We start from the raw sequence: 24,210 nt of genomic DNA, 5'->3' as shown, positions 1-24,210 counted from the left end.
TGGGCCCGGGGTGTAACGCCCCGCTTAAGGCCGAAATTCTTAATTATTTTAACCTGTTGTCCCTACCACGACGTTAAGACTCCGACAAGAACAATTTTAGAACAAATGCTGGACAACCGTTCTGAGTCGTGGCATGTTCTTCCTATGTTCACGACGCCGCAAGTCAGGCGCCACCCTGGGTCAGAGTAGCGTGTTCGACCCTCCCGAAACACTAGGAGAGCCCCCATGCGCACCTACCTCATCTCGTACGATCTCGCCCACCCGACCCGCAATCAGCACGTCGTCGCCCAGGCCATCATGGGCATTGGCGACAAGTGGGCCCGGCCACTGTCGAACACCTGGTACGTCATGTCCGAACGCGAAGAAGTGGAACTCGAGACCGATCTCCGCGCGCTCCTCGCCGAAGATGACGGCCTCCTGATCCAGGCGACGAAGCGCGACGCCGCAATGACGAACACGTCGCTCCGCTGGTTCCGCCAGCGCCGCCCCAGCGTCGATCTCGCACCCGATGGCAACGTCATCGCCTTCCCGCTTCCCGCAACAGCTGCCGCCGAGCCGATGGAGCCCGAGCTGCCGTTCGCGAAAGCCGGCTGACGCCCACGAATTCCGGTCTTTGGGCGGGGCGGGTCTTTCTCTCCCCCTAGCCTTCCCGACGGGCTCGTCTCGTCCAAAGGCCGATGCTGGAGACCCGGGGATCATGCCCCCCAACTGCCTCATGATCCCCGGCTCCTTTTTTCACTTTGCGTTTTTCACGTCGCGTACTGCGTACCTCATGCCTGCTCCCCCAAAGCTCCCCCCGCCCAGTACCGGATTAGCGCCATGAAGACCTTCCTTCTCCATCACACCCCCAAATCCGCCAACCAGGACACCTGGACGGTGACGTTCTCGCTCCCCTACATCGCGACCGAATACGCCCCCGCCGGCAACGGCGTCTGGTACGTCAGAACCTGGCTCGGCGCCGAACAGATCAAGCGACGCCTCGCGATCCTTTTCGATTCTCCTGATGAACTCGCCGTCCACGAACTTGGTCGCGCCGACGCGGCCGGCACGGCACGTCTCACCTGGCTCGAAGGCCGCCTCGAAGACGACGATACCGATGGCACATGGCACGTCCCGCGCGGCGTCTGGACGGTCATTCAATCGGCCGTCGGCACGCTCGCGCGGTGACTTCGGCTTCTGACTTCCTGCTCCCTATCGGGAAGGGGTTAGAGATCGGGTGATAGACACGCCCGCTGAACGTCATCCCGGCGCAGGCCGGGATCCAGCCAAGCCTCAGCTTGCCAGACATTTGCTCGCTGACTGGATGCCGACCTCCGTCGGCATGACGTCAATATCTACGGCTTCCACTTCAAGAAATTCGCAATCAGCTTGAGACCGAGCTTCTGGCTCTTCTCGGGATGAAACTGCGTGCCCGCGATATTGCCGTCGGCGACGAACGCCGTGATCGGCCCGCCGTAATCTGTCTCGGCAACGACGACGCGCCGCTCTGTCGGCACCATCGCGAACGAATGCACGAAATACGCGTGCCAGCCGTCCGGGCCGGTCGGAATGCCGTCGAGCAACGCATGCGGATGGACAACGTTGAGCGTGTTCCAGCCCATGTGCGGAATTTTCAATTCCGGATCGCTGGGTGCAATCGCACGCACTTCACCTTTGATCCACTCAAGCCCCGGCGTCTCGACGAATTCGAGCCCCCGCTCGGACAAAAGCTGCATGCCGACGCAAATGCCGAGAAACGGCCGACCCTTCTGCCGCACCGTCTCTTCCAGCGCCGGGATGAGCCCCGGCACGCGTTCGAGCCCATGCTTGCAGTCGCCGTATGCCCCGACACCCGGCAGCACGATCCGATCCGCCGCCAGCACATCTTCAGGCCGCGGACTGACGATGATCCGGGCATCGGCCTCGCTCTCGCGCGCCGCACTTTCAAACGCTTTCGCCGCCGAGTGCAGATTGCCCGACCCGTAATCGATGATAACGACGCTTTGCATGAGAAGACCGGGCCTCGGAGGAATCTTCAGTGAGATAAATTGTGCCAGCTTCCAATGCCGCAAGCCGCGCCAATTGTCATCCCGGGTGAGCCCTCTTGCGAGACCTGGGACCCAGTCTCAACGACGCGGACGATGCGACCCGGATTGCGATCGTCCCACGACGCGCAACCCGGAAGAACAATGCGCGCGCGTGATGCTCAAGCCCCAATGCCGAACGGCCAGAAGCGTGATCCGCGCGCCCTCGACGACGCACCAGCGGCGTCATCGCGCGCGATCACCGGCTGCTCCGGCAGCCAGCCTTCGAAGAACCGCCGCTCGCTCTCAGCAATCGACTTGCCGTTGACGACGCCAATCATCTGCCAGCCGCGTTGGTCCAACATCCACCGCTTCAGGCTCGACACCTCGAAGCCAAGGTAGACGTTGATCATCAGAAAGATGATGCCGATGCTGTCCGGGCTGACTTTCAGCGCATTCAGCACGTAGCCGAGCAGCGCCGAACCCGCGAGATAGGCAATCGCCATCAGCCAGACGCCGTTCGCCACAAACCCGAGCGGCGGACAGATCGCGGTCAACCACGAAAACCCGTCTTTGACGAACTCAAGCTCGACGCCGCGATCGATGCGATCAGCATCGGCATCCGGCGGCTCATGCACGGTGTAGGTCGACACAGAACTCAAAGCTCCTTGCTCCATTCGAACGGCGCGCCGCCCAGATCCGTCAGCCAGATCCGTCAGGTCGACCGGCTCGAACGTTAAAGCGCGCCTTTCGTTGACGGAATGCGACCCGCCTGCCGCGGATCGATCGCAACCGCCGCCTTCAGCGCCCGCGCGAGGCCCTTATAGCAGGTCTCCGCGATATGGTGATTGTTCTCGCCGTAAAGGTTTTCGACGTGCAACGTAATGCCGGCATTCTGGGCAAATGCCTGGAACCACTCGCGGAACAGCTCGGTGTCCATCTCGCCAAGCTTCGGCCGCGTGAAATCCACCTTCCAGACCAGAAACGGCCGCCCCGAAACGTCGACCGCCACGCGCGTCAGCGTCTCGTCCATCGGCAGATGCACGTCGGCATACCGCACGATCCCGGCTTTATCGTCGAGCGCCTTGGCGATCGCCTGCCCCAGCACGATGCCCGTATCCTCGGCCGTGTGGTGGAAATCGATGTGCAGGTCGCCTTTGGCCCTGAGCGTAATGTTGATGAGAGAATGCCGGGCGAGTTGCTCCAGCATGTGATCGAGAAAACCGATCCCCGTCGAAACGTCGTAGGCGCCCGTCCCATCGAGGTCGACGGTCGCGGAGATCTCGGTCTCCTTGGTCTTGCGCGTTATCGTCGCCTGCCGCTTCACGTGAATCCCTCTCCAACTTTAGCCTTGGCGGCCGGCTCCCGGAACGGGAGTCGCCAAGGCCCGTAAAAAAGTCCTTACCCGCAGCTCCCCGAGCCTTTATCAGCTTGTCACCCGACAGGCCAAGGCCCACCCACCTTGCATCTTCCCGCCAAAAGCTTAACTGACGCGATACATATGACGCACCAGAGCCAAAATGCCGGCCTTCCGAGCTGGCACGCCACGACGATCCTGACGGTCCGGAAGGGCGGCAAAGTTGTAGTTGCCGGTGATGGCCAGGTCAGCCTGGGCCAAACGGTCATCAAGTCGAATGCCAAAAAAGTCCGCCGCCTGGGCAAAGGCGACGTGATTGGCGGCTTCGCAGGCGCGACGGCCGACGCCTTCACCTTGTTCGAGCGGCTCGAGGCCAAGCTTGAGCAATACCCCGGCCAGTTGACCCGTGCCGCCGTCGAACTGGCGAAAGACTGGCGCACTGACCGCTTCCTGCGCCGCCTGGAAGCTATGATGATCGTCGCCGACGCCACAACGACCCTCGTCCTGACAGGCACCGGCGACGTGCTGGAACCCGAAAACGCCATCGCCGGCATCGGCTCCGGCGGCAACTATGCGCTTGCCGCCGCGCGCGCCTTGATCGACCAACCGCTCGACGCCGAAGCCATCGCCCGCAAGGCCATGTCCATTGCCGCCGAGATTTGCGTCTATACGAATTCGAACATCGTCGTCGAAAGCCTCGACGCGAAGACATCGTAACGGCGCGAGCCCGCTCATGGCCAACGGACCATCCTCTGACGATCTTCAGGCAGCCGTCGACGCGGGCGTCATCGACGCCGCGCAAGCCGAGAAGCTGCGTGCCATGCGCCATGGTCCCGACGCCGCGCCGCTCGGACCCGACGGCGAACCGTCCGTGCTGGCCGATGAGGAACGCTTCCGCTTCCTCAACGGCTTCAACGACGTTTTCCTGACCATTGGCGTGCTGCTGATCGCGGCTGCGTTTCTCACCGTTACGTCCACCGGACTTTTCGGCATCAGCTGGGTCGCGACACTGGCTGTCGCCGCCGCCACGTTCTGGATCTTGAGCGAAATTCTCGTCGGACGGCTGCGCGCCGTGCTGCCTGGAATGGTGCTCTCTCTGCTGTTCGTTGCGTTCGCAGCCTCCGCCGTCGTCGTCCAGCTTCACTGGGACAACTTCAAATCCTCCAACTGGGATACCGCTTCCGAACTCGCATTCTGGCGCAATCCGACACTTGTGTTCGGCTTGCCAGCCCTCATCGCGGCGTTCGTCTATTACTTGCGCTTCCGCCTGCCGTTCGCGCTCGGCCTGATGGCGTTCTTCGGCTACGCCGTCGTCAGCAAAGGTCTTTACTCGATAGGGCTCGGCTTATCGTTTGCGGCATTCGGTTACGGCATCTTCGTGTTGCTTGTCGCGCTGTTCTACGATGCGAAGGACCCCAAGCGCGTCATGCGCTTTTCCGATTGCGCCTTCTGGCTGCATCTCGTCGCCGCCGCACTGATCGTCTCGCCGATGATCATGCTGATCAAAAGTTCAACCAACGGCTTGATGACTTCTGGCGTCGTGCTTCTGACCGTTCTGGCACTTGGCCTCTTTGCGCTGGCCATAGATCGGCGCGCACTGCTCGTCTCGTCGCTCGCCTACTTCTGCGGCGCGGTCTACGATCTCTTGAGCGGTGGCGTGGAGCTGCCTCATAGCGGCAACGCTCCCTCGTCCTTCACCTTGACGCTTGCCCTCGTTGGCGGCTTCGTCTTGATCCTCGGCGTCTTCTGGCACCCGCTGCGCAACCGCCTGCTGCCGGTGCTGAACGCCACACCCATCGGTCCCTACCTTCCGCAAGCGAGACAATGACCAACTTTTCCCCGCGTGAAATCGTATCCGAACTCGACCGCTACATCGTCGGCCAAGCGGACGCCAAGCGCGCCGTCGCCATCGCGTTGCGCAATCGCTGGCGCCGCCAGCAATTGACCGGCGAGTTGCGCGACGAAGTCCTGCCGAAGAACATCTTGATGATCGGCCCGACTGGCGTCGGCAAGACCGAAATCTCCCGCCGCTTGGCGAAACTCGCGGGCGCGCCGTTCCTCAAAGTCGAAGCCACGAAATTCACCGAGGTCGGCTACGTCGGCCGCGACGTCGAAAGCATTATCCGCGATCTCGTCGAAGTCGGCTTGGGCCTCGTCAAAGAATCGAAACGCCAAGGCGTCCGCGCCAAAGCCGAGAAAGCCGCGGAGGAACGCGTACTCGATGCGCTCGTCGGCTCGAACGCCTCACCATCCACGCGCGATAGCTTCCGCAAGAAGCTGCGCAACAATGAATTGAACGACAAGGAAATCGACATCCTTGTCGCCGATACGGCGTCGCCCATCCCGACGTTCGACATGCCCGGCGGTTCGATGGCAACCATCAACATCAGCGAGATGCTAGGCAAGGCGCTCGGCCAGCGGACGAAGTCGCGCCGCGTGACCGTTAAAGACAGCTTTGACATTCTCATTGCCGAGGAAAGCGACAAACTGATCGACAGCGATCAGATCTCCGGCGAAGCGATCGCTGCGGTCGAAAACAACGGCATCGTCTTCCTCGATGAGATCGACAAAATCTCCTCGCGTAGCGACGGCGCGCGTGGTGGCGCCGATGTCTCGCGCGAAGGCGTCCAGCGCGATCTTCTGCCGTTGATCGAAGGCACCACGGTCGCGACAAAGTACGGCCCGGTGAAAACCGACCACATTCTCTTTATCGCATCCGGCGCCTTCCACGTCTCCAAGCCGTCGGACCTGCTGCCTGAGTTGCAAGGCCGCCTGCCGATCCGCGTCGAGCTCAATGCGCTTACGCGCGATGACATGAAACGCATTTTGACGGAACCCCAGGCGAGCCTCATCAAGCAGTACGTCGCCCTGATGCAGACGGAAGGCCTGACGCTCGAATTCAAGCCCGACGCCATCGACGCGCTGGCCGACGCCGCCGTCGAAGTGAATTCGACCGTTGAGAACATCGGCGCGCGCCGTCTGCAGACGGTGCTGGAACGCGTGCTCGATGAGGTTTCGTTCGAAGCCTCCGACAAGAGCGGCGCCACCGTCGTCATCGACGGCCCCTACGTGACAGAGCGCGTCGGCCCACTCTCGAAAAACGCCGACCTCAGCCGGTTTATCCTTTAACGTCGGCGCTTGGCGGCCGGCGCGCGGAACGCATGTCGCTAAGCGCCATCAAATAAGGAGCGCGACGTCCTGCGACTACCAATCCGCCGCAAACGCCTGTAAAAGGGCCACTTCCGCAACTCGAAGCTGATTTTTTAAGTTATGACCGCCGCTCCCTTGGTTAAGATTGATACCGATACGTCCGCCGCGAAGCCTTCGCTCGCAGGTCTGACGCGCGACCGCTTGAAGCTCGCGCTCGCCGCTGCAGGCGTGCCGGAAAAACAGCTCCGCATGCGCGTCGGTCAGCTCTGGAGCTGGATCTACGTGCGTGGCGTCACGAGCTTCGAGGACATGACGGACGTCTCCAAAGACCTCCGCCGTCAACTCGCCGACCTTTACACACTGGACCGGCCCGAGATCGTCTCCGAGCAAATTTCGGTCGACGGCACGCGCAAGTGGCTTCTTCGCCTGGCAAAACGCGGCCACGAGGCCCGGCCGCCGGAAATCGAAACCGTCTACATTCCGGAAAGCGACCGGGGCACGCTCTGCATTTCGAGCCAGGTCGGCTGCACGCTGAATTGCTCATTCTGCCATACCGGCACCCAGCGCCTCGTGCGCAATCTCGAAGCCGAAGAAATTGTCGGCCAGATCATGCTGGCGCGCGACCGCATCGGCGATTGGCCCGGCGCGAAAGGCCCCGACGACGGCCGTCTGCTTCCGAACGCGGAACGCAAGATCACCAACGTCGTGCTGATGGGCATGGGCGAACCGCTTTATAATTTCGACAACGTCAAAGCCGCGATGGACGTCGCCTCCGACGGCGAAGGCCTGTCGCTATCGAAGCGGCGCATCACGCTCTCGACGTCGGGCGTTGTTCCCGAGATCCCACGGTGGGGCGAAGAAGCCGACACCATGCTCGCGATCTCGCTGCACGCGACGAACGACGCGCTGCGCGATGAACTCGTGCCGATCAACAAGAAATACCCCATCGCCGAGCTGATGGAGGCCTGCCGCAATTATCCGGGCCTTTCGAATGCGCGCCGCATCACCTTCGAATATGTGATGCTGAAGGGCGTCAACGACAGCCTTGCCGAAGCCCGCGCGCTGGTACGGCTGCTGTCGGGAATTCCGGCGAAAATCAACCTGATCCCGTTCAATCCGTGGCCGGGCTCGCGCTACGAATGCTCGGATTGGGAAACCATCGAACGCTTCGCCGACGTCGTGAACCGCGCAGGCTACGCAAGCCCCGTCCGCACGCCGCGTGGACGCGATATTCTCGCCGCCTGCGGACAACTTCGGTCCGAAAGTCAGCGCGTGGCCGCCAAGGATCGCGCGGCTCCTACGGCAAATCCCTAATCGGCGGCTCAGCCCGAATACCTATTGAGCCCCGAGCTGCTGGCTATATACACTCCGCGCCAGGGCGACTTGGGGCGGAGTTCTCGTGCTCAGACTAATCGGCACATTGGCGCGGATCGTATTCGGCTTGACGCTTGCGAGCTTGGCCGCAGGCCTCGTGACCGTCCTCTTTGTCGATGTCGGCGTTCTGCCCGGCTCATCCAGCCGCTGGCCCAAGACGCTTGGTGAAATCATCGACCTGTCGCTGCTCGCCGCAACCCACATCGCAATTTTCTCAGCCTTCTTCGTTTTGATCGTGGCCGCGATCGGAGAATGGTTTTCGATCCGTGCACTGTCGTTTTATCTTCTCGCCGGCATCGTCATCGCGTTGCTCGGTTTCAGTGCCCAGTACGCCAGCGAAGTGGCCGGCCAGCCGACGATCTTCAATGATTACGCGATCAAGACATTCCTGACGGTTGGCTTCTTTGGCGGCTTCGTCTACTGGCTCGCCGCCGGACAATTTGCGGGCCGTGCTCCCGCACCGACACCCGCACTGGTAACCGCGCCCACGCCGGAAACCGCCCCGCCACGTCCCGATAAAGAAGACGACGTCAGTGTCGTCATCACCCATCCCCCCGTTACCGAAACGATCGAAGACCGGCGGCTTTGGCGTATGCCGACCCTCGAACGGCTGAAGTTTGCCAAACGTGACGCCTCGGCGGTCCCCGGCGTCACGGCTACGCCCACGCAGGACGACGAGGCTCCGCCATCCTCGCGCAGTTGACCGCGCTCATCCCTCGACGCGCTCCCCTCGCGCAGACGTGATTAACCAAAGCCGTTGCCCTGCTGCTTCGCTGTTGCTGCATCGCAGCAACCATGATATATTGTCGCAGAGCTAGAGGGATGACGCCTGTGTTCGATTGCGCCCTGCACTTCCGCTTTCTCCAGAAAGCGACGGAAGCCATGTTCGAGATGGGTCAAGCCTCCGTTGCGGCCTCCCTCGCGTGCCAAAAGCGCCTCTATGACGAAATGACGCCGGAAAATCTCCGTCCTGCGGAGCCCGTCGCGCCATGGGCGGCTTGGTTCGAAGCCTGGGCTCCGGTCGCAAAACCGCAACCGCCCGCCCAGCCCGATCTCATGCAGTCGTGGTTGGCAATGGCCAATGCTTGTTCGGCCTATTGGTCCGCCGGGCAATCAGCCCCGGCTTCACGCCCAATGATGCCGAACCCGGTCTTTCCTCCTGCCGTCCAAGCCTTCTGGGGCGCGACCCCCTGGACGCTTTATCAGGCGCCGATGATGGCGATGATGCTCTCCTACGGCGTTCCCTACGCCGTCGCAGCCCCGACCGCCCGCGCCAGCACGTCCGCCATGGATGCCGCCGACGCTGCTTGCGCCCAATGGCGTCTGGTTTTTGGCAGCGACGAAGGCCGGAAAAGCCTGGAGCGCAACGTCCCCGTCACGCCACGTTGGTCCGGCTACCTACACTGACGGATACCGAGCCGGCCCCGAAGTAAACCAGCCCGCACCTTGGAAATCACGGCTTAGTCAGCGCCGCCCGCATCCGACGGGGGCGCAACCGAGTCACCGCTACTGGCAGCCGGGGCCTCGGCAGGAGCCGCATCAGCCGGAGGCGTCGCCGCAGCGGGTTTCGCCTTGGCTTTCTTGTGATGAACGGTCTTCTTCTTTTCCGGCTTTGTCTCGGCCGTCGCCGTCGTAGCGGTCGAGCCCGTGGTCGCATTCTTGGCCCACGGCAGGACTTCCGGCTCTTTCGTCTTGGCAGCTTTCGCGGCCTTGTCGATTTCCCGTTTCAGGATCGCCATTGACCGGCACCGCGCCTTGGTGGCCTTACCGGCATCGTTAGTGCCGGCCGCCACCCAGATGCAGGCCGTGTTGGCCCCGCACTGATCTTCGGTCAGATTGAGACACGACGCCTTAGCCGACTTCGTCTTCTTCGCCGTATTCTTAGGCGTGGCTTCCGCTGTGCCTTCGCTCGCGGGAGCCGCGGCTTTAGCCGCTTTCTTTGTTTTCTTATGCGTTTTCTTCACAACAGGGGTGGCAGGCGCCGCCGCCGGAGCCGCTTCCGCAGCGGCGGGAGGAGCAGCCTCGGCGGGCGATTCCGCGGCGGGAGCCGGCGTTGGCTCGGGTTGGGCAACGGGTGCTGCCGCTGCAGGCCCGGAAGGAGCAGGTTCAGAAGCCGCAGGTTCGGCCTGGGCTGAATTTTGCGGCGCTGTCTCGTCGGTCGGGTGCGCGGTCGGATCCGTGGCGGACTGCGTCTGGGCGGGCGTATCGTCCGGCGGGATTGTTACGGTGATTTCTTCGGCGCCCAGCGGCAACGCCATTGCGCCGCTCAACAGCCCGATCCAAACGAGCCTTCCGACGATTCGAATCGATCTGGCCACGCCCCATCTCCCCCACTGAGATTAGTTCCCGCGCTTCTAACAGCTTCCGCGGGTCATAAATACCCGCAAACACCCGCCGAAAGCCTTTTTTATGTTCACGAATCGAGTGCAATGCAAAAGCGCGAATGCGCAGCAATACAATCTCGTAAGGTCTTCATCGCGCTGCTGTAACACCGCGTAAAAAGCCTCACGATTTTGCCGGCGTTTTCGCGCATGCCCACGCCAGCGCCTGATCCAGCCGATCGTCACCCCAGAACAGTTCGCCATCGCCGGTCGTGAAACTCGGCGCTCCGAAAATTCCCAGCGCCTGCGCCTCGTCCGTGTTGGCGCGCAAGGCGGCTTTGACAGCCGGGTCCGAAGCCAGCGTGCGCGTCGCTTCCGGATTAAGACCGGCGGACAGCAGGCAGTCCGTCAAGACAGCGTCATCGAAGATGTCCAAACCCTTCCCGAACGCCGCCGCATAGACGGCACGGGTGAAACCGCCGATCTCTCCCTGCGCCTTGGCAGCAAGGGCGAGGCGGGCAGCCTTCAGGCCGTTGCCGGGGAACGTCGCTGGCATCTGGAAGGCGAGTCCGCGCGCCGCTGCCGTGCGCGCGATATCGCGTATCATGTAGCGGCCTTTGGCCGGATAAAGATTGAACGGAGACGTGTCCCAGCCTTGCGATTTGAAGACCGGGCCGAGCAGAAACGGCCGCCATTCGACCTCGACCTCTGCCCGCTGGGCTGCATCCGCGATGCGCATCGCGCTGAGATAGGAGTAGGTCGACGCGAATTCGTACCAAAAGATAATCGTCGGTCCCATTCTGCTCCCCATCTTCGCCAAACGCCGACTTTCGTTGCGACAAGTCGGTTTCCCCCGTCTACTCCACTTGCGGGTAGCGCCGCCGACCCTATAGTGCCGCGCGTTTCCCGCCCAATCTCATCTCAAGAGCCAGAAGAGCCATATCGTCCATGAGCGCCGCGCCCAAATCCGTGAAGAAAGTTGTCCTCGCCTATTCGGGCGGCCTCGACACCTCCATCATCCTGAAATGGCTGCAAGAGACGTATGGCGCCGAAGTCGTGACGTTCACGGCCGATCTCGGCCAGGGCGAAGAGCTTGAGCCCGCCCGCCAGAAGGCGCTGATGCTCGGCATCAAGCCGGAGAACATTTTCGTCGAAGACCTGCGCGAGGAGTTCGTCCGCGACTACGTGTTCCCGATGTTCCGCGCCAACACGCTTTACGAAGGTATCTATCTGCTCGGCACCTCGATCGCCCGGCCGCTGATCGCCAAGAAGCAGATCGAGATCGCGCGCAAGGTCGGCGCCGACGCCGTTTGCCACGGCGCGACCGGCAAGGGCAACGATCAGGTCCGCTTCGAGCTTGGCTATTATGCGCTTGAACCCGGCATTAAGATCATCGCCCCGTGGCGCGAATGGACGTTCAAGGGCCGCGAAGAGCTTCTGAAGTTCGCGCGCGAACATCAGATTCCAGTCGCCAAGGACAAGGAAGGGGAATCGCCGTTCTCGGTCGACGCCAACCTTCTGCATTCTTCGTCCGAAGGCAAAGTGCTGGAAGACCCGGCGAAGAAGCCGCCGGAAGTCGTCTATCAGCGCACGATCTCGCCGATGGATGCGCCCGACAAAGTCACGATCATCAAGATCGGCTTCAAGAACGGCGACGCCGTTTCTCTGAATGGTCAGGCACTCTCGCCCGCGACGCTGCTGAAAGCCCTGAACGATCTCGGCCGCGATAACGGCATCGGCCGCATCGATCTCGTCGAAAACCGTTTCGTCGGCATGAAATCGCGCGGTGTCTACGAAACGCCCGGCGGCACAATATTGCTCGCTGCCCACCGCGCCATCGAAAGCTTGACGCTCGACCGCGGCGCCGCGCATCTGAAAGATGAGATCATGCCGCGCTACGCCGAGCTGATCTATAACGGCTTCTGGTTCTCGCCCGAGCGCGAGATGCTCCAGGCCTTGATCGACAAGAGCCAGGAGAATGTCGAAGGCGAAGTGACGCTCGAACTCTACAAGGGCAACGTCATCACCGTCGGCCGCGAAAGCACGAAATCGCTCTATTCGCCGACCCTCGTCACCTTCGAAGACGATAAGGGCGCCTACGACCAGAAAGACGCCGCAGGCTTCATCAAGCTCAACGCGTTGCGTCTGCGCACGCTCGGCAAAAGAAACGGCTAAATCTGTGTGCCGGCGGCGGGTTCGCGGCAATGAACCCGCCGGCGCTCCAATCATGTCCTCACACGTGCGAGCGACATCCCGCCAATAGACAGTCGTTGCCGCCTCGACTAGGTTTTCCGCGGTCTTCTTTCGCCCCAGACTCGACGTAGGAGGCGCTCTTTTCCCGGCGCGCACCACATCGGAAGGATATCCGCCATGATCGTCATCACGAGAAACGGCGAAACGACCGTCCTCACCGGCTGGCGGGAATGGCTTTTCAAGCTCGTTGTTTTCCTAGCCGCCATCCTGCTGTTCGGCGTCATCGCCTTCGTGATGTTTGGGCTAGCAGTGACCATCGGCGCAATCGCGATGGTCGTCATTCCGGCAGCCATCATCGTCGGGCTGCTCGGGACGATCTTCAGCCGGGGCGTCTGACGCGCCCGAACCCGGCCATTGGTAAACAATTCGCTGCCCCGGCCGCGATTTTCGGCTCCGTCGCATCTCTACTCTTGACGCGGCGGACCCCATCCCCGACATGGCCTGCTTCTAAAGAGCATGTCGCTCTCCATATGATTGACGAGGACCGAAATATGACAGTCGCGGCCGACGGCCTGCCGGTGGTGACACCTGCCGAATGGGCGCCCCAGAAAGCGATCTGGACCGCGTGGCCCGCCGATCCCGATGAGTGGAACGGCGATCTTGAAACCCCGCGCCGCGACGTGGCTGCCCTCGTTCGCGCCCTGAGCCTCGCCGGCAACAAGGTCCGGCTGCTCGTCAACGGCGAGGAAGCCAAGGCGTCGGCGGAAGCCGCGCTTCGTGATGCCGCCGAACTGATCCCGGCGAAGTACGGCGATATCTGGCTACGCGACACCGGCCCGATCTTCGCTCAACTCGGCAACGACCGCGTGGCGCTGCGCTTCAAGACGAACAGCTGGGGCGGCAAATACGATCTGCCCGACGATGCGACCGTCGGCGATGACGTGGCGCGCTTGTCAGACGTTCCCGTGCGACGCTTCGATTTTGTGCTCGAAGGCGGCGCTGTCGATCACGACGGCGAAGGCACGATCCTCGCCACACAGCAGACCTTGCTCAACCCCAATCGCAACGGCTGGACCAAGGAGGCCGCCGAAGCCGAACTTGCTCGCGCGTTCGGCGCGAAGAAAGTCATCTGGATCGACGAAGGCCTGAAGAACGACCACACCGACGGCCACGTCGACAACATCGCTCGCTTCGTGGCACCGGGCCGCGTCGTCTGTCAGGCGCCCGCCGGGCCTGACGATCCGAACGCTGAAATCCTGAACGCCATCGCCGCATCGCTTGAAAAGGCGACGGACGCGATGGGCCGCAAGCTCGACGTCGTCCGCATCCCCGGTGTCGGACTCTATCGCAATGCTCTTGGCGAAATCTCGCCTGCGTCCCATATGAATTTCCTCATCGCCAACGACGTTGTCGTCGTTCCGATTTATGGGACTGCTACGGAAGCCGACGCGCTTTCAGCGCTCCAAGCCGTCTTCCCAACGCGTGCAGTCGTCGGCGTATCGTCCCGAGGTCTGCTCGGCTGCGGCGAAGCCGGCGGCGGATCTTTTCACTGCATCACTCAACAGGAGCCTCTGTAGATGGCGCGACGCTCGATCACCGTCGGGAGCATTCAAACGTCCTACGGTCCGGACCTCGAAACCAACATCGCCAAGACGGAAGCGTTCGTCCGTGAGGCTGCTGGCCGCGGTGCCGAAGTGATTTTGCCGTCGGAGCTGTTCGAAGGCATCTACTTCTGCACGCGCCAGGACCCGAAGTGGTTCGAGACGGCACGGCCGCTGATGGAGCATCCGGCGGTGTTGCGGCTCCGCGAGCTTGCAAAATCGCTGAACGTCGTCATTCCGATCTCGTTCTTCGAGAAGGACGGCCCGCGCTATTACAACAGCATCGCCATTGCCGATGCCGACGGCGAGATCCTCGGCGTCTATCGCAAGAGTCACATTCCGGATGGTCCAGGCTATCAGGAAAAATATTATTTCCGCCCCGGCGATACCGGCTTCAAAGCCTGGAACACGAAGGCCGGCAAAATCGGCGTCGGCATCTGCTGGGACCAGTGGTATCCCGAAACCGCCCGCGCAATGGTGCTTCAAGGCGCGGAAATTCTGTTCTACCCGACCGCCATCGGCTCGGAACCCTATGATTCGAGCCTCGACACTCATCTCCAGTGGCAGCGCGCCATGCAGGGCCATGCCGTGTCGAATGCCGTCCCGATCGTTGCCGCCAATCGCACCGGTCTCGAAGACAATGACGGGGTGAAGCAGAAATTCTACGGCCACTCATTCATCAGCGACCACCGCGGCGAGCTGGTTCAAAAGTTCGATGCCGACGATGAAGGCGTGCTCGTCCACACATTCGATCTAGATCTGATCGAGAGCTATCGCGCCGACTGGGGATTCTTTCGCGACCGGCGCACCGATCTCTATGCTAAGAGTATCATCTGATTACCCAGCGACATCAGGAGTGCCGCATGAAGATCAGTGCCAGAAACGTGCTTAAGGGAAAGATCGTCGAGGTCACCAAGGGAGTAACAACGGCGCACGTCCGCATCGACATCGGTGGCACAATCGTGACGGCGTCGATTACCAATGAGTCCGTCGACGATCTCGGTCTGGTCAAGGGCATGTCTGCATCAGCCGTCATCAAATCATCCGACGTGATGATCGCGGTCGAATGATATGAAAAAGATCCATCTTCTTTCGGCAATGGTTGGCGTCGTTGTGGTGGCGACCTCTGCTTCAGCGTTCGCAGCAGAGACAGGCGGCTGCAACAGCTTCACGTGGCCCATCACGACCGAACTCAAATGGATGAAGTCGGAAAGCCAGGATGTCGCTTCAGGCGGCAAGCTGCCTTCGCCTCCGGAAAAGGCTGTGAAGCTGGCGCTCGAACCGATGAGCGCCGTCTCGTTTCCCGTCGCGCCGACGGGCCGCCTGAAACCACACGGCGAGGCTTATGGCGGCATCATCGCGTTCGACAGTCCGAGCAGCGCGCCCGGCGCCTATCAGTTTTCTTTGGACGCTCCCGCCTGGATCGACGTCATTCAGGACGGTAAGGCCCTGAAGCCGACGGCGCATAGCGGCAAGACCGACTGTGACGGCGTTCGCAAAAGCGTGCGCTTCAATCTCGATCCCGGTCCGTTCACCGTCGAGATCAGCAACGTCAAGAAAGATGCGATCAAATTCACGATCCGTCAGGCCGAATAGCGTGAAGCCGCTTGTCGGCTTCAACACCCAATTCTGCATTCCGGCGGACCATTATGAATTTTCTTAGCGACACCCCGAGACTGGAACTGTTCCGGCTCGGCGGCATCCCAATCAAGATCGACATCACCTTCATTCTGGTGCCGATCTTTTTATGGAATGTCCTTCTGAGTTCGCCCAACACCTTCGTGATCCTGACGATCGGCGTCTTTCTGTCCGTGCTGCTGCACGAGCTTGGCCACGCAACGATCGCGCGCCTCTTCCGCGTACCCGTCGGCGAAATTCTGGTTGGCGGCTTCTACGGCTACGCGCGGATGCTGCAAGCTGCACCCTCCACGCTCGCCAACATTCTGATCCTGTTCGCCGGGCCGCTGACCAATGGGCTGCTTTTCCTGCTGTGCTGGCACGTGCTCGGCCAGCCTCAAATCGGCATCACCGGTCAATTTGGTCCGATTGATCCGATGCCCTGGCTTGCGAACAATCCATGGGCCATTTATGCCGCTTTCATGCTGGCGCGCATCAATCTCGCAATGCTGGTGTTCAACCTGCTGCCTGCATTCCCGCTCGACGGCGGACGGATTTATCGCGACATCCTAGGCGCCGTCTTGTCCCGCACGTTCGCGATCCGCGCGATAGCGCTCCTTGGTATCGCCGTCGGACTATGGAGCGCCTACACCGCTTACGCCAGCTTCAATCACAATCTGGTCCTGCTTTTGATCGGCGCACAGATCGCCATCATGAACTGGGCTATTCTGAAACGCCCCGCCGACGCCGAAGACCGCTAGCACCACGATTGCAAAAGCGTCTTATCTCCGTGCATATCTGGCGGCCACTTTAACCCCTTCGCCGGGAGCCAGTGATGACCCGCGTCTCCGTCAACCGCACACTCGCGCGGCTCTATTGGCTGCTGGGGCTCGTATTGCTTCTTTTGCTCGCCTCGAAATTCGCCAACGACATTCCCGGTATCCCACCGTTCGTCATATCCGCCGCCAACAACTTCTATGACTTCATGCGCGATATGTCGTTGCTGATCGCGACGGGCGGCGTCGCCTATATTTCGAACATCTACCAGAAGCGCTCAAACTTCGTCGAAAGCCTGGAAGAGGAATGGCGCAACATCGTGCGCACCAAATCCGTCCTACTGTCGACCTGCGAAAAGCCCTATCTCGCGACCGACGATTACCTCGCCGCCTATTACAAAGTCAGCGAGACCATCGACACCATGCGCATCGTCTATCGTAATGCCGGTGAAACGGAGGGGCTCGTTGGCCTTTATCCGTATGCGCCGCTGCACGACATGCGCCGCGCCCTGCAGACCTTGGATCCGCGCGTCGCAAACGACATCACGAAAGATAAAAAAGCTCTCGTTCGCGATGCCATCCTGCAGGCGTTCTATGCCCTGCGCGAAACCTTCCTCGAAGAACTCGACCTGGAAGAGCCACAGCATCCGCTGCTGGTCGCCGGAAGTCGCCGCCTTAAGACGCCCGGCGCCGCAGTCTCGGCCCGCGTCATGGAAGAGTATCAACGCAAAAAGCTCGGCCGCGAGCCCTCGCCCCGGCCCGACATTGACACCTTTTTGGCGAAGCTCCGCGACCAGGAAGAAACGGGCGGCGAAGGCCGCACCACGCCGAGCCGATGACCGGCCTGCACCCTTTCCCGTCTCGCCAAAACAAATTCCATGCCAAATCCCGCACCGGATCCCTTGTTTGACTGTTAAGCCGCACCCAACTTATTGCGTGCCGCCCTAGCCCTGCCCTGCCCCGTCATGCTAGGTGCGAGGCCAATATTGCGCCGCAGTGGCACGGCCCGCGGCGCTTCCCATAACCTCAGGTTCCAAATGGCCCTTCGCAATATCGCGATCATCGCGCACGTCGACCATGGCAAAACGACCCTCGTCGACGAGCTTCTGAAGCAGTCCGGCTCCTTCCGCGACAACCAGAAAGTCGCCGAACGCGCGATGGATTCCAACGACATCGAGCGCGAACGCGGCATCACCATTCTCGCCAAGTGCACAAGCGTCGAATGGAAAGGTACGCGCATCAATATCGTCGATACGCCAGGCCACGCCGACTTCGGCGGTGAGGTCGAGCGCATTCTGAACATGGTCGACGGCGTCGTCGTTCTGGTCGACGCCTCTGAAGGTCCGCTCCCGCAGACCAAGTTCGTCGTTTCCAAAGCCCTGAAGCGTGGCATCCGCCCGATCGTCGCGATCAACAAGATCGACCGCCCGGACGAACGCCACGTCGAGGTCTTGAATGACGTCTTCGATCTCTTTGCCAATCTCGACGCGACCGATGAGCAGCTCGATTTTCCGGTTCTCTATGGGTCCGGCCGCAACGGCTGGATGGCCCGTGATCCGTCAGGCCCGGCAGAAAATCTGGCGCCGATGTTCGACCTGATCCTGCAACACGTGCCGCCGCCGGAGGTCAATGACGGCCCCTTCTCCATGCTCGCGACGACGCTGGACGCCGATCCGTTCCTCGGCCGTATTTTGACCGGCCGCATCACGTCAGGAACCGTCAAGCCGAACCAGCAGCTCAAAGCGATGGACCGCGACGGCAAAGTCCTCGAGACGTTCCGCGTGCAAAAGGTCCTCGCCTTCCACGGCCTCGAGCGCGTGCCGGTTGAGCAGGCGAGCGCCGGTGACATCATCGCCCTCGCCGGTATGAGCGAAGCCAACGTTGCCGATACGCTTGCCGATCCTTCGGTTGAAAATCCGTTGCCGGCTCAGCCGGTCGATCCGCCGACGCTGTCAATGAACTTCCGCATCAACGACGGCCCGTTCGCAGGTCAGGAAGGCGACAAGGTCCAAAGCCGCGTTATTCGCGATCGTCTGCTGAAGGAAGCTGAGCGCAACATCGCCATCCGCGTTGTCGAAAACGAAGATCGCGATAGCTTCTCGGTCTCGGGCCGCGGCGAACTTCAGCTCGCGATCCTGATCGAGAATATGCGCCGCGAAGGCTTCGAGTTGACCGTGTCACGTCCGAAGGTCGTGTTCGAGACCGACGCCGAGACCGGCCAGCGCTTGGAGCCGATCGAAGAAGTCATCATCGACGTCGACGATGACTACACCGGCGTCGTCGTGCAGAAGCTGTCCGAACGCAAAGGCGACCTCTTGGAAATGCGCCCCTCGGGTGGCGGACGCACGCGCATGGTGTTCCACGTTCCGACGCGTGGCCTCCTTGGCTATCAGGCGGAGCTGCTCTCCGACACGCGCGGCACCGGTATCATGAACAAGTTGTTCCACTCCTATAAACCGTTCAAGGGTGAGATCGCGGGACGCCGCACGGGCGTTCTGATCTCGAACAGTCCGGGCGAAGCGGTGGCTTACGCGATCTTCAATCTTCAGGATCGCGGCCCCTTCATGATCAATCCGCAGGACCGCGTTTACGAAGGCATGATCGTCGGCGAGCATTCGCGCGACAACGATCTCGAAGTGAACGTCATCAAGGGCAAGAAGCTGACCAACGTCCGTGCGTCCGGCAAGGACGACGCCGTGCTGCTGACGCCGCCGATGCGCCTGACCCTCGAAAAGGCGATGAGCTACATCACCGACGAAGAGTTGGTTGAGGTGACGCCGAAGAACATCCGCCTGCGCAAGCGCTGGCTCGATCCCAACGAGCGCAAGCGTCAGAGCCGCAAGAGCGAAGCGGAACGCGCGGGCTGACGATAACGCGGTTCATTTGCATAATTTGAGGCTCGGGGAAAAATTCCCGGGTTGAAGGGGTCAATTTCCGCCCACAAATGATCATGGTTGAGACCATGTCATAGGAGAGAGACCTGATGAAACGTTTCGCCATCGTTGCTGGTGCGGTGTTCGCGATGTCCATGCCGGCCATCGCAGACACGCCCCTCACCGAGGAGGAAATGAAGAGCGCGACGGCCGCGGCTTCTGCTGTGGGCTGCGAAGGCGGCAAGTGGGAAAAGGAAACGGAAGGCACCGGCGTCTTCGAGCTTGATGACGCCAAGTGCAAGAACGGTGCTTACGACCTGAAGTTCGACAAGGACTTCAAGCTCCTCAATATGACCGCTGACTGATTTTCAAGGTCAAGATTTCGGCGCGGACGGCCGGTGGGGGCCGTCTGCGTTCTATGGCCAACCGATTTCCAACAGCACCCACAATTTGACTTGAGTGACCGCCTTTGATTTCTCTTCCTTTGGGTCTCAAATCTTCGTGCGCTAGGCCCGTGGCGGAACACGCTCAGAATGCTCCAATCTTCAATAACCGATAACAAGACCCCGTCGCTGCGAGGGCGGTCGTGATTGCTTGGCCTGACGGTATCACGCCGACGCCGGCGTTCGAACGCGCCGCGGCCTTCATCGCCGAAGAAAATAGCGGCAACCTCTTCGTCACCGGCCGTGCCGGAACCGGCAAGTCGACGCTGCTGAAAGCCCTGCGCGATGCCTACGAGGATCGCATGGTCGTCTTAGCGCCGACCGGCCTCGCAGCCATCAACATCGGCGGCCAGACGATCCATTCTTTTTTCGGTTTTCCGCCGAGACTCATCCAGGACAACGACATCAAGCGCAGCCGTAACGGCCGCGTCATGCGCAAGCTCGATTTCGTCGTCATCGACGAAGCCTCGATGGTGCGCTCGGACATGATGTGGGCGATCGACAAAGCGCTGCGCGTCAACCGCGGGCGCCCGCGCGAACCGTTTGGTGGCGCACGCCTGTTGTTATTTGCTGACCTGCATCAGCTGCCACCCGTCGTCCAGGAACGCGAAGTCCTCGCCCATTTGACTGAAGAACATGGCAGCCCATTCTTCTTCTCAATCCCGGCCCTTCGCGAAGGCGCGGGCACTGCGCTCCTCGAACTGGAGCAGATCTTCCGCCAGACAGATGACGCCTTGATCCACGTCCTGAATGCCGTCCGCGAGGGCAACGTCAGCGACGACGATCTCGCTTTCATCAATAAGCGCGTGAGCCCTATTCGCACCCTGTCGGAAGGCGAACCTTTCGTCATACTGACGACGACGAACGCCGCCGCAAAACGCATCAACACCGCCTATCTCGAGGCCCTTCCCGGCCGCGCCAACCGTTTCGACGCCAACATCACCGGCGAGTTCGCAGCAAACGTCCAGCCCGCCGAAACCGCCCTTGAGCTAAAGGCCGGCGCAAAGGTCATGATGTTGCGCAACGATCCGGACCGCCGCTGGGTCAACGGCACCATCGCCCGCGTCTCGCGCCTGACGGAGAAGCAGATCTTCATCGAAGTGTCCGGCAAAGAATACGAGGTCGAGCAGGTCGCCTGGGAACACCGCCGATACGCTTTCGATCAGTCGCAGGAAAAGATCGTCGAAACCATCGCCGGAACGTTTAAGCAGTTCCCGCTCCGCCTCGCCTGGGCGTTGACGATCCATAAGGCCCAAGGCCTGACCCTCGATAAGGTGTATATCGATCTGGGTTCGGGGACGTTTGCCCACGGCCAAACCTACGTCGCGCTGTCCCGCTGCCGGACGCTCGAGGGCCTCGTACTCGCCCGCCCGCTCACCCGCCGCGACATAATGTTCGATCCGAGCGCGGTCGGTTACCGCGATGTTTTTTCAAAACTTTGATCAGCCCGGGGTGCGGCGAAAAAACATCATTTCGCAAGTGCGAACAAAAGGATAGGGCTCCCCCTGCCCGGCCGGGTCAGTGTACGGACATATTTGAGGCATAAGGACGCGATTTGCGAGTCTCAAAACCCCATTTCACAGGTGCGCGGCAAAAACTTGTTGCAACGCACAATGCATTTGCATATATATTCACCACTGGTTTTGCCGTCGGGCGCCAGACAGCAGATTTCAAATTCACGCTCAGCCGATATTGCTCTTTTTAGGAGTGACCCCATGACCGACGCTTTTACTCGTCAAGTCCAGGACTTTACCAAACAAGCCCAAGAGATGTTTACCGCCGGCAAGGACGCTAAGGTCCCCGAGAACATCTCTGCGTTCGCTGAAGACGCCATCGCGAAATCGCGTGACGCCTATCACAAGTTCACCGCCATGGCGAAAGACAACGCCAAGGTCGCTGAAGAAGTGATGCTGACGACTCAGGCCGGCGCCAAGTCGATCGGCGAAAAGATCGTCGCCAACACGCTCGCCAATACTGAAGCAGCTTTCGAAGCGGCTCAGGCGATGGCGCGCGCGCGCACCTTCCCGGAGATCGCTCGCCTGCAGGCCAACTACTGGCAGCAGCAGTTTGCTGTCGCGGGCTCGCAGTCGAAAGAACTCTTCGAGCTCTCGAGCAAGGTCACGAAGCAGGCGCTCGAAACAGTCGGCGCTGCAACGACGAAGTCGTTCGAGCAGTTCAAGACCGTCGGCTAACGGTCACGCCGATGCGAATACGATGCATTGCTTAAAGCAAGCGTCGAGTGGGGCACGTAATTCAAACATCAGACGCGGAGATTGCTCTCCGCGTCTTTTTTATTTTCACGATATGCATCGAGACGTGATGCCTTTTCTCCAACTTGGAGTTAGAGTGTCCGTATGCTGAACCAGAGGCTTGAGGTTTCTGTCCGCAACGCCCGGCCCGCCGATGCCGCCGCGCTCGCCACGATATTTCGTGACTCCTGGCGCCTCGCCTACACCGGCATTCTCCCTGCCCTTTATCTCGAACGTGAGATCTTGCGCCGTGACGCCATATGGTGGCGGCGCGCCATTTCGTCTGAACGCAATCTGCTCGTCATCCTGCACGGCGAAACGGTTGCTGGCTATGCCACATGCGGACGGGCCCGCGGCGGCGGCCGCGACGTCGGCGAAATCTATGAGCTTTATCTCGCGCCGGTCTACCAGGGCCTGGGGCTGGGCGAGCATTTGTTTGAAGTCTGCCGCTCCACGCTCGACTCCCTCGACCTCGAACGGCTGATCGTCTGGGCGCTGGAAGGCAACGAAAGAGCCTGCACTTTCTATCGCCGCTGCGGCGGCCGGGCGACGCGCCGTTCCTGCGTCCGGTTTGGTAAAGGATTGAGCACCCGGATCGCCTTCGAGTGGTAGCCGGCTAAATTTCGATTTCGCTCCGACAGCGCCGCATTTTTTACTTTTTCTGCGCCGATGTGCGACCTATGAGCGGTTGTGTGGCCCATGCTTTCCCGGCAAGTGTGACCCCCGAACCGAATGATTTGATTTGAGGTTATCTCCCATGCGTCTCGACGCTATCAAGCCCGGTAAAAACCCGCCCGACGATATCAACGTCGTGATTGAAGTCCCCGTCGGCGGCGAGCCGATCAAATACGAAATGGATAAAGCCTCAGGCGCTCTCGTTGTCGATCGCTTCCTCTATACGGCGATGCGCTATCCCGGGAACTATGGCTTCGTTCCCCATACGCTTTCCTCGGATGGCGACCCGATCGACGTCCTGGTTTGCAATACGCGCGCGATCGTTCCCGGCGCCGTCATCAACTGCCGCCCGGTTGGCGTACTTGTGATGGAAGACGACGGTGGTCCGGACGAGAAGATCATCGCCGTACCGTCCACCAAGCTCACGAAACGCTACGACTCGGTCAAAACCTATACTGATCTGCCGAAAATCTCGGTCGAGCAGATCGAGCACTTTTTCGCTCACTACAAAGATCTAGAACCCGGCAAATGGGTTAAGATCGACCATTGGGGCCATGTTGATGAGGCACATGACCTTATCCTCAAAGCGCTTGAGCGAGCCAAGACCCCGGCCTGACTTTTGACCGAAGTCAACCAAACAGGCGTTTTAAACGGCGTGGCGGCGATTTTCGGAGCTGTCCTCTTTACGCTCGCGTAACGGCATTGCTATATCGGCCCGCCGAATGGCAATCGCCGAGCGAACCGGAGATGATATGAAGATCGCCGTCATGGGCGCGGCCGGCCGTATGGGCCGCGAACTGATACGCGCGATTGCAGCTGAACCCAGCTGTACGATTAGCGGCGCGACCGAAACGGTAGGCTCTGCAGTTCTGGGCAAGGATATCGGCACGCTCGCCGGCCTTGAGCCCATCGGCCTTACTGTCAGCGACGATGCTGCCGCTGTTATCGCCGCTTCCGACGCCATCGTTGATTTTACGGTTCCCAAGGCAAGCGTTGAGTTTGCGCGTCTCGCTGCCAAATCAAAAACGGCCGCCATTATCGGCACCACAGGTTTCGATGCCGCCGCCGAAGCCGCGATTGCGGCCGCAGCCAAGGAAACGGCCATCGTCAAGGCTGGCAATATGAGCCTTGGCGTCAATCTGCTTATGGCCTTGACGCGTCAGGCCGCAGCCGCGCTCGGGAACGACTTCGACATCGAAATTGTTGAAATGCATCATCGCATGAAGGTCGATGCCCCTTCGGGAACGGCCTTGATGCTGGGAGAAGCCGCAGCCGCCGGCCGAGGCCTCGACCTCGGCGCGCATTCCGTTCGCGTCCGTGATGGCGTGACGGGTCCGCGCCGGAAAGACGATATCGGTTTCGCCACGTTACGCGGCGGCACCGTCGTCGGTGAGCATACGGTGATATTCGCAGGCGAGGGTGAACGCATCGAGCTAACCCACAGCGCAACCGACCGAGGAATTTTTGCCCGCGGTGCGGTCAAGGCCGCGCTTTGGACAAAAGGCCGTGCACCAGGTCTTTATGGTATGACCGACGTATTAGGAATTGCGCTTTAAGCTATTGCCGTAAGCGCGGCTG

The 24,210-nt window shown here is 60.8% G+C and carries 28 protein-coding genes; 23 read left to right on the top strand and 5 right to left on the bottom strand.

Features of this window, described 5'->3' with window-relative positions; translation table 11 throughout:
• The first annotated feature begins 225 nt into the window (after positions 1–225).
• Positions 226–594 carry a hypothetical protein gene (locus RLW41_RS09470; protein WP_013950265.1) on the top strand — a complete coding sequence of 123 codons (369 nt, stop codon included), beginning with the start codon at positions 226–228 and terminating at the stop codon, positions 592–594.
• 225 nt (positions 595–819) lie between these two features.
• On the top strand, positions 820–1,167 hold the full coding sequence (locus RLW41_RS09465) for a hypothetical protein (protein WP_013950263.1): 348 nt from the start codon (positions 820–822) through the stop codon (positions 1,165–1,167).
• 167 nt (positions 1,168–1,334) lie between these two features.
• Here the strand turns inward: RLW41_RS09465 and hisH are convergent, their stop codons facing one another.
• The 3 genes from hisH to hisB form a co-directional block, all read right to left on the bottom strand.
• On the bottom strand, positions 1,335–1,988 hold the full coding sequence (gene hisH, locus RLW41_RS09460; protein WP_414464328.1) for an imidazole glycerol phosphate synthase subunit HisH: 654 nt from the start codon (positions 1,986–1,988) through the stop codon (positions 1,335–1,337).
• Between the two features lie 197 nt (positions 1,989–2,185).
• A complete protein-coding gene (locus tag RLW41_RS09455) occupies positions 2,186–2,656 on the bottom strand; it encodes a DUF2628 domain-containing protein (protein ID WP_414464327.1) in 471 nt (156 codons plus the stop codon).
• Positions 2,657–2,739: 83 nt separating this feature from the next.
• Positions 2,740–3,330 (bottom strand): imidazoleglycerol-phosphate dehydratase HisB, encoded by a 591-nt coding sequence (gene hisB / locus RLW41_RS09450; RefSeq protein WP_409561584.1) that lies wholly within the window; start codon positions 3,328–3,330, stop codon positions 2,740–2,742.
• 174 nt (positions 3,331–3,504) lie between these two features.
• Between hisB and hslV the strand changes: the two genes are divergently transcribed.
• From hslV to RLW41_RS09420, 6 genes are all read left to right on the top strand, one after another.
• Complete coding sequence (gene hslV, locus RLW41_RS09445) at positions 3,505–4,077, top strand: ATP-dependent protease subunit HslV (protein WP_409561583.1); 573 nt, start codon at positions 3,505–3,507, stop codon at positions 4,075–4,077.
• A 16-nt stretch (positions 4,078–4,093) separates the two neighbouring features.
• The gene (locus tag RLW41_RS09440) at positions 4,094–5,188 is read left to right on the top strand and encodes a hypothetical protein (RefSeq protein ID WP_414464326.1); all 1,095 of its coding nucleotides are present in this window, start codon (positions 4,094–4,096) and stop codon (positions 5,186–5,188) included.
• A complete protein-coding gene (gene hslU / locus RLW41_RS09435) occupies positions 5,185–6,489 on the top strand; it encodes an ATP-dependent protease ATPase subunit HslU (protein WP_409561581.1) in 1,305 nt (434 codons plus the stop codon). The genes RLW41_RS09440 and hslU overlap by 4 nt, the downstream gene beginning before the upstream one ends.
• Before the next feature lie 141 nt (positions 6,490–6,630).
• A complete protein-coding gene (gene rlmN, locus RLW41_RS09430) occupies positions 6,631–7,824 on the top strand; it encodes a 23S rRNA (adenine(2503)-C(2))-methyltransferase RlmN (protein ID WP_414464325.1) in 1,194 nt (397 codons plus the stop codon).
• A gap of 85 nt (positions 7,825–7,909) precedes the next feature.
• Positions 7,910–8,587: a hypothetical protein gene (locus tag RLW41_RS09425; protein ID WP_414464324.1), complete on the top strand. Its 678-nt coding sequence runs from the start codon at positions 7,910–7,912 to the stop codon at positions 8,585–8,587.
• Positions 8,588–8,706: 119 nt separating this feature from the next.
• Positions 8,707–9,291 carry a hypothetical protein gene (locus RLW41_RS09420; protein ID WP_414464323.1) on the top strand — a complete coding sequence of 195 codons (585 nt, stop codon included), beginning with the start codon at positions 8,707–8,709 and terminating at the stop codon, positions 9,289–9,291.
• A gap of 53 nt (positions 9,292–9,344) precedes the next feature.
• On the opposite strand, the gene RLW41_RS09415 is transcribed toward RLW41_RS09420, so the two are convergent.
• Both RLW41_RS09415 and RLW41_RS09410 read right to left on the bottom strand, forming a co-directional pair.
• On the bottom strand, positions 9,345–10,202 hold the full coding sequence (locus RLW41_RS09415) for a hypothetical protein (protein ID WP_414464322.1): 858 nt from the start codon (positions 10,200–10,202) through the stop codon (positions 9,345–9,347).
• A 187-nt stretch (positions 10,203–10,389) separates the two neighbouring features.
• Positions 10,390–11,004 (bottom strand): 2-hydroxychromene-2-carboxylate isomerase, encoded by a 615-nt coding sequence (locus tag RLW41_RS09410; protein ID WP_414464321.1) that lies wholly within the window; start codon positions 11,002–11,004, stop codon positions 10,390–10,392.
• 149 nt (positions 11,005–11,153) lie between these two features.
• Here RLW41_RS09410 and RLW41_RS09405 point away from each other — a divergent pair, with 149 nt between their 5' ends.
• The 15 genes from RLW41_RS09405 to dapB all read left to right on the top strand — a co-directional run bounded on the left by RLW41_RS09405 (position 11,154) and on the right by dapB (position 24,188).
• Complete coding sequence (locus RLW41_RS09405) at positions 11,154–12,380, top strand: argininosuccinate synthase (RefSeq protein ID WP_414464320.1); 1,227 nt, start codon at positions 11,154–11,156, stop codon at positions 12,378–12,380.
• A gap of 195 nt (positions 12,381–12,575) precedes the next feature.
• Positions 12,576–12,794 (top strand): hypothetical protein, encoded by a 219-nt coding sequence (locus RLW41_RS09400; RefSeq protein ID WP_013950247.1) that lies wholly within the window; start codon positions 12,576–12,578, stop codon positions 12,792–12,794.
• Positions 12,795–12,949: 155 nt separating this feature from the next.
• A complete protein-coding gene (locus tag RLW41_RS09395; protein WP_409561573.1) occupies positions 12,950–13,975 on the top strand; it encodes an agmatine deiminase family protein in 1,026 nt (341 codons plus the stop codon).
• Positions 13,976–14,836, top strand: coding sequence for an N-carbamoylputrescine amidase (gene aguB / locus RLW41_RS09390; protein ID WP_013950245.1), 861 nt, complete (start codon positions 13,976–13,978; stop codon positions 14,834–14,836).
• Between the two features lie 26 nt (positions 14,837–14,862).
• On the top strand, positions 14,863–15,069 hold the full coding sequence (locus RLW41_RS09385) for a molybdopterin-binding protein (RefSeq protein ID WP_409561571.1): 207 nt from the start codon (positions 14,863–14,865) through the stop codon (positions 15,067–15,069).
• A gap of 1 nt (position 15,070) precedes the next feature.
• Positions 15,071–15,595: a hypothetical protein gene (locus tag RLW41_RS09380; protein ID WP_414464319.1), complete on the top strand. Its 525-nt coding sequence runs from the start codon at positions 15,071–15,073 to the stop codon at positions 15,593–15,595.
• 53 nt (positions 15,596–15,648) lie between these two features.
• Positions 15,649–16,377: a site-2 protease family protein gene (locus RLW41_RS09375; RefSeq protein WP_414464318.1), complete on the top strand. Its 729-nt coding sequence runs from the start codon at positions 15,649–15,651 to the stop codon at positions 16,375–16,377.
• 74 nt (positions 16,378–16,451) lie between these two features.
• Positions 16,452–17,231, top strand: a complete 780-nt coding sequence (locus RLW41_RS09370) for a hypothetical protein (protein WP_409561568.1) — start codon at positions 16,452–16,454, stop codon at positions 17,229–17,231.
• A gap of 198 nt (positions 17,232–17,429) precedes the next feature.
• Entirely contained in the window at positions 17,430–19,259 is a 1,830-nt protein-coding gene (gene typA / locus RLW41_RS09365; protein WP_414464317.1) for a translational GTPase TypA, read from the top strand.
• Positions 19,260–19,375: 116 nt separating this feature from the next.
• A complete protein-coding gene (locus RLW41_RS09360) occupies positions 19,376–19,630 on the top strand; it encodes a hypothetical protein (protein WP_414464316.1) in 255 nt (84 codons plus the stop codon).
• Between the two features lie 221 nt (positions 19,631–19,851).
• Positions 19,852–21,150: an ATP-dependent DNA helicase gene (locus RLW41_RS09355; RefSeq protein ID WP_013950238.1), complete on the top strand. Its 1,299-nt coding sequence runs from the start codon at positions 19,852–19,854 to the stop codon at positions 21,148–21,150.
• A 273-nt stretch (positions 21,151–21,423) separates the two neighbouring features.
• A complete protein-coding gene (locus RLW41_RS09350; RefSeq protein WP_013950237.1) occupies positions 21,424–21,900 on the top strand; it encodes a phasin family protein in 477 nt (158 codons plus the stop codon).
• 162 nt (positions 21,901–22,062) lie between these two features.
• Complete coding sequence (locus RLW41_RS09345; RefSeq protein WP_414464315.1) at positions 22,063–22,569, top strand: N-acetyltransferase family protein; 507 nt, start codon at positions 22,063–22,065, stop codon at positions 22,567–22,569.
• 145 nt (positions 22,570–22,714) lie between these two features.
• A complete protein-coding gene (gene ppa / locus RLW41_RS09340; protein WP_414464314.1) occupies positions 22,715–23,248 on the top strand; it encodes an inorganic diphosphatase in 534 nt (177 codons plus the stop codon).
• Positions 23,249–23,384: 136 nt separating this feature from the next.
• Complete coding sequence (gene dapB / locus RLW41_RS09335) at positions 23,385–24,188, top strand: 4-hydroxy-tetrahydrodipicolinate reductase (RefSeq protein ID WP_414464313.1); 804 nt, start codon at positions 23,385–23,387, stop codon at positions 24,186–24,188.
• Positions 24,189–24,210 lie beyond the last annotated feature (22 nt).

It is taken from the genome of Hyphomicrobium sp. DY-1 (assembly GCF_047497105.1).
Lineage (GTDB): Bacteria > Pseudomonadota > Alphaproteobacteria > Rhizobiales > Hyphomicrobiaceae > Hyphomicrobium_B.
Note: the sequence above shows the minus strand (reverse complement) of the source record. Positions and strands in the feature narration are given on the sequence as shown.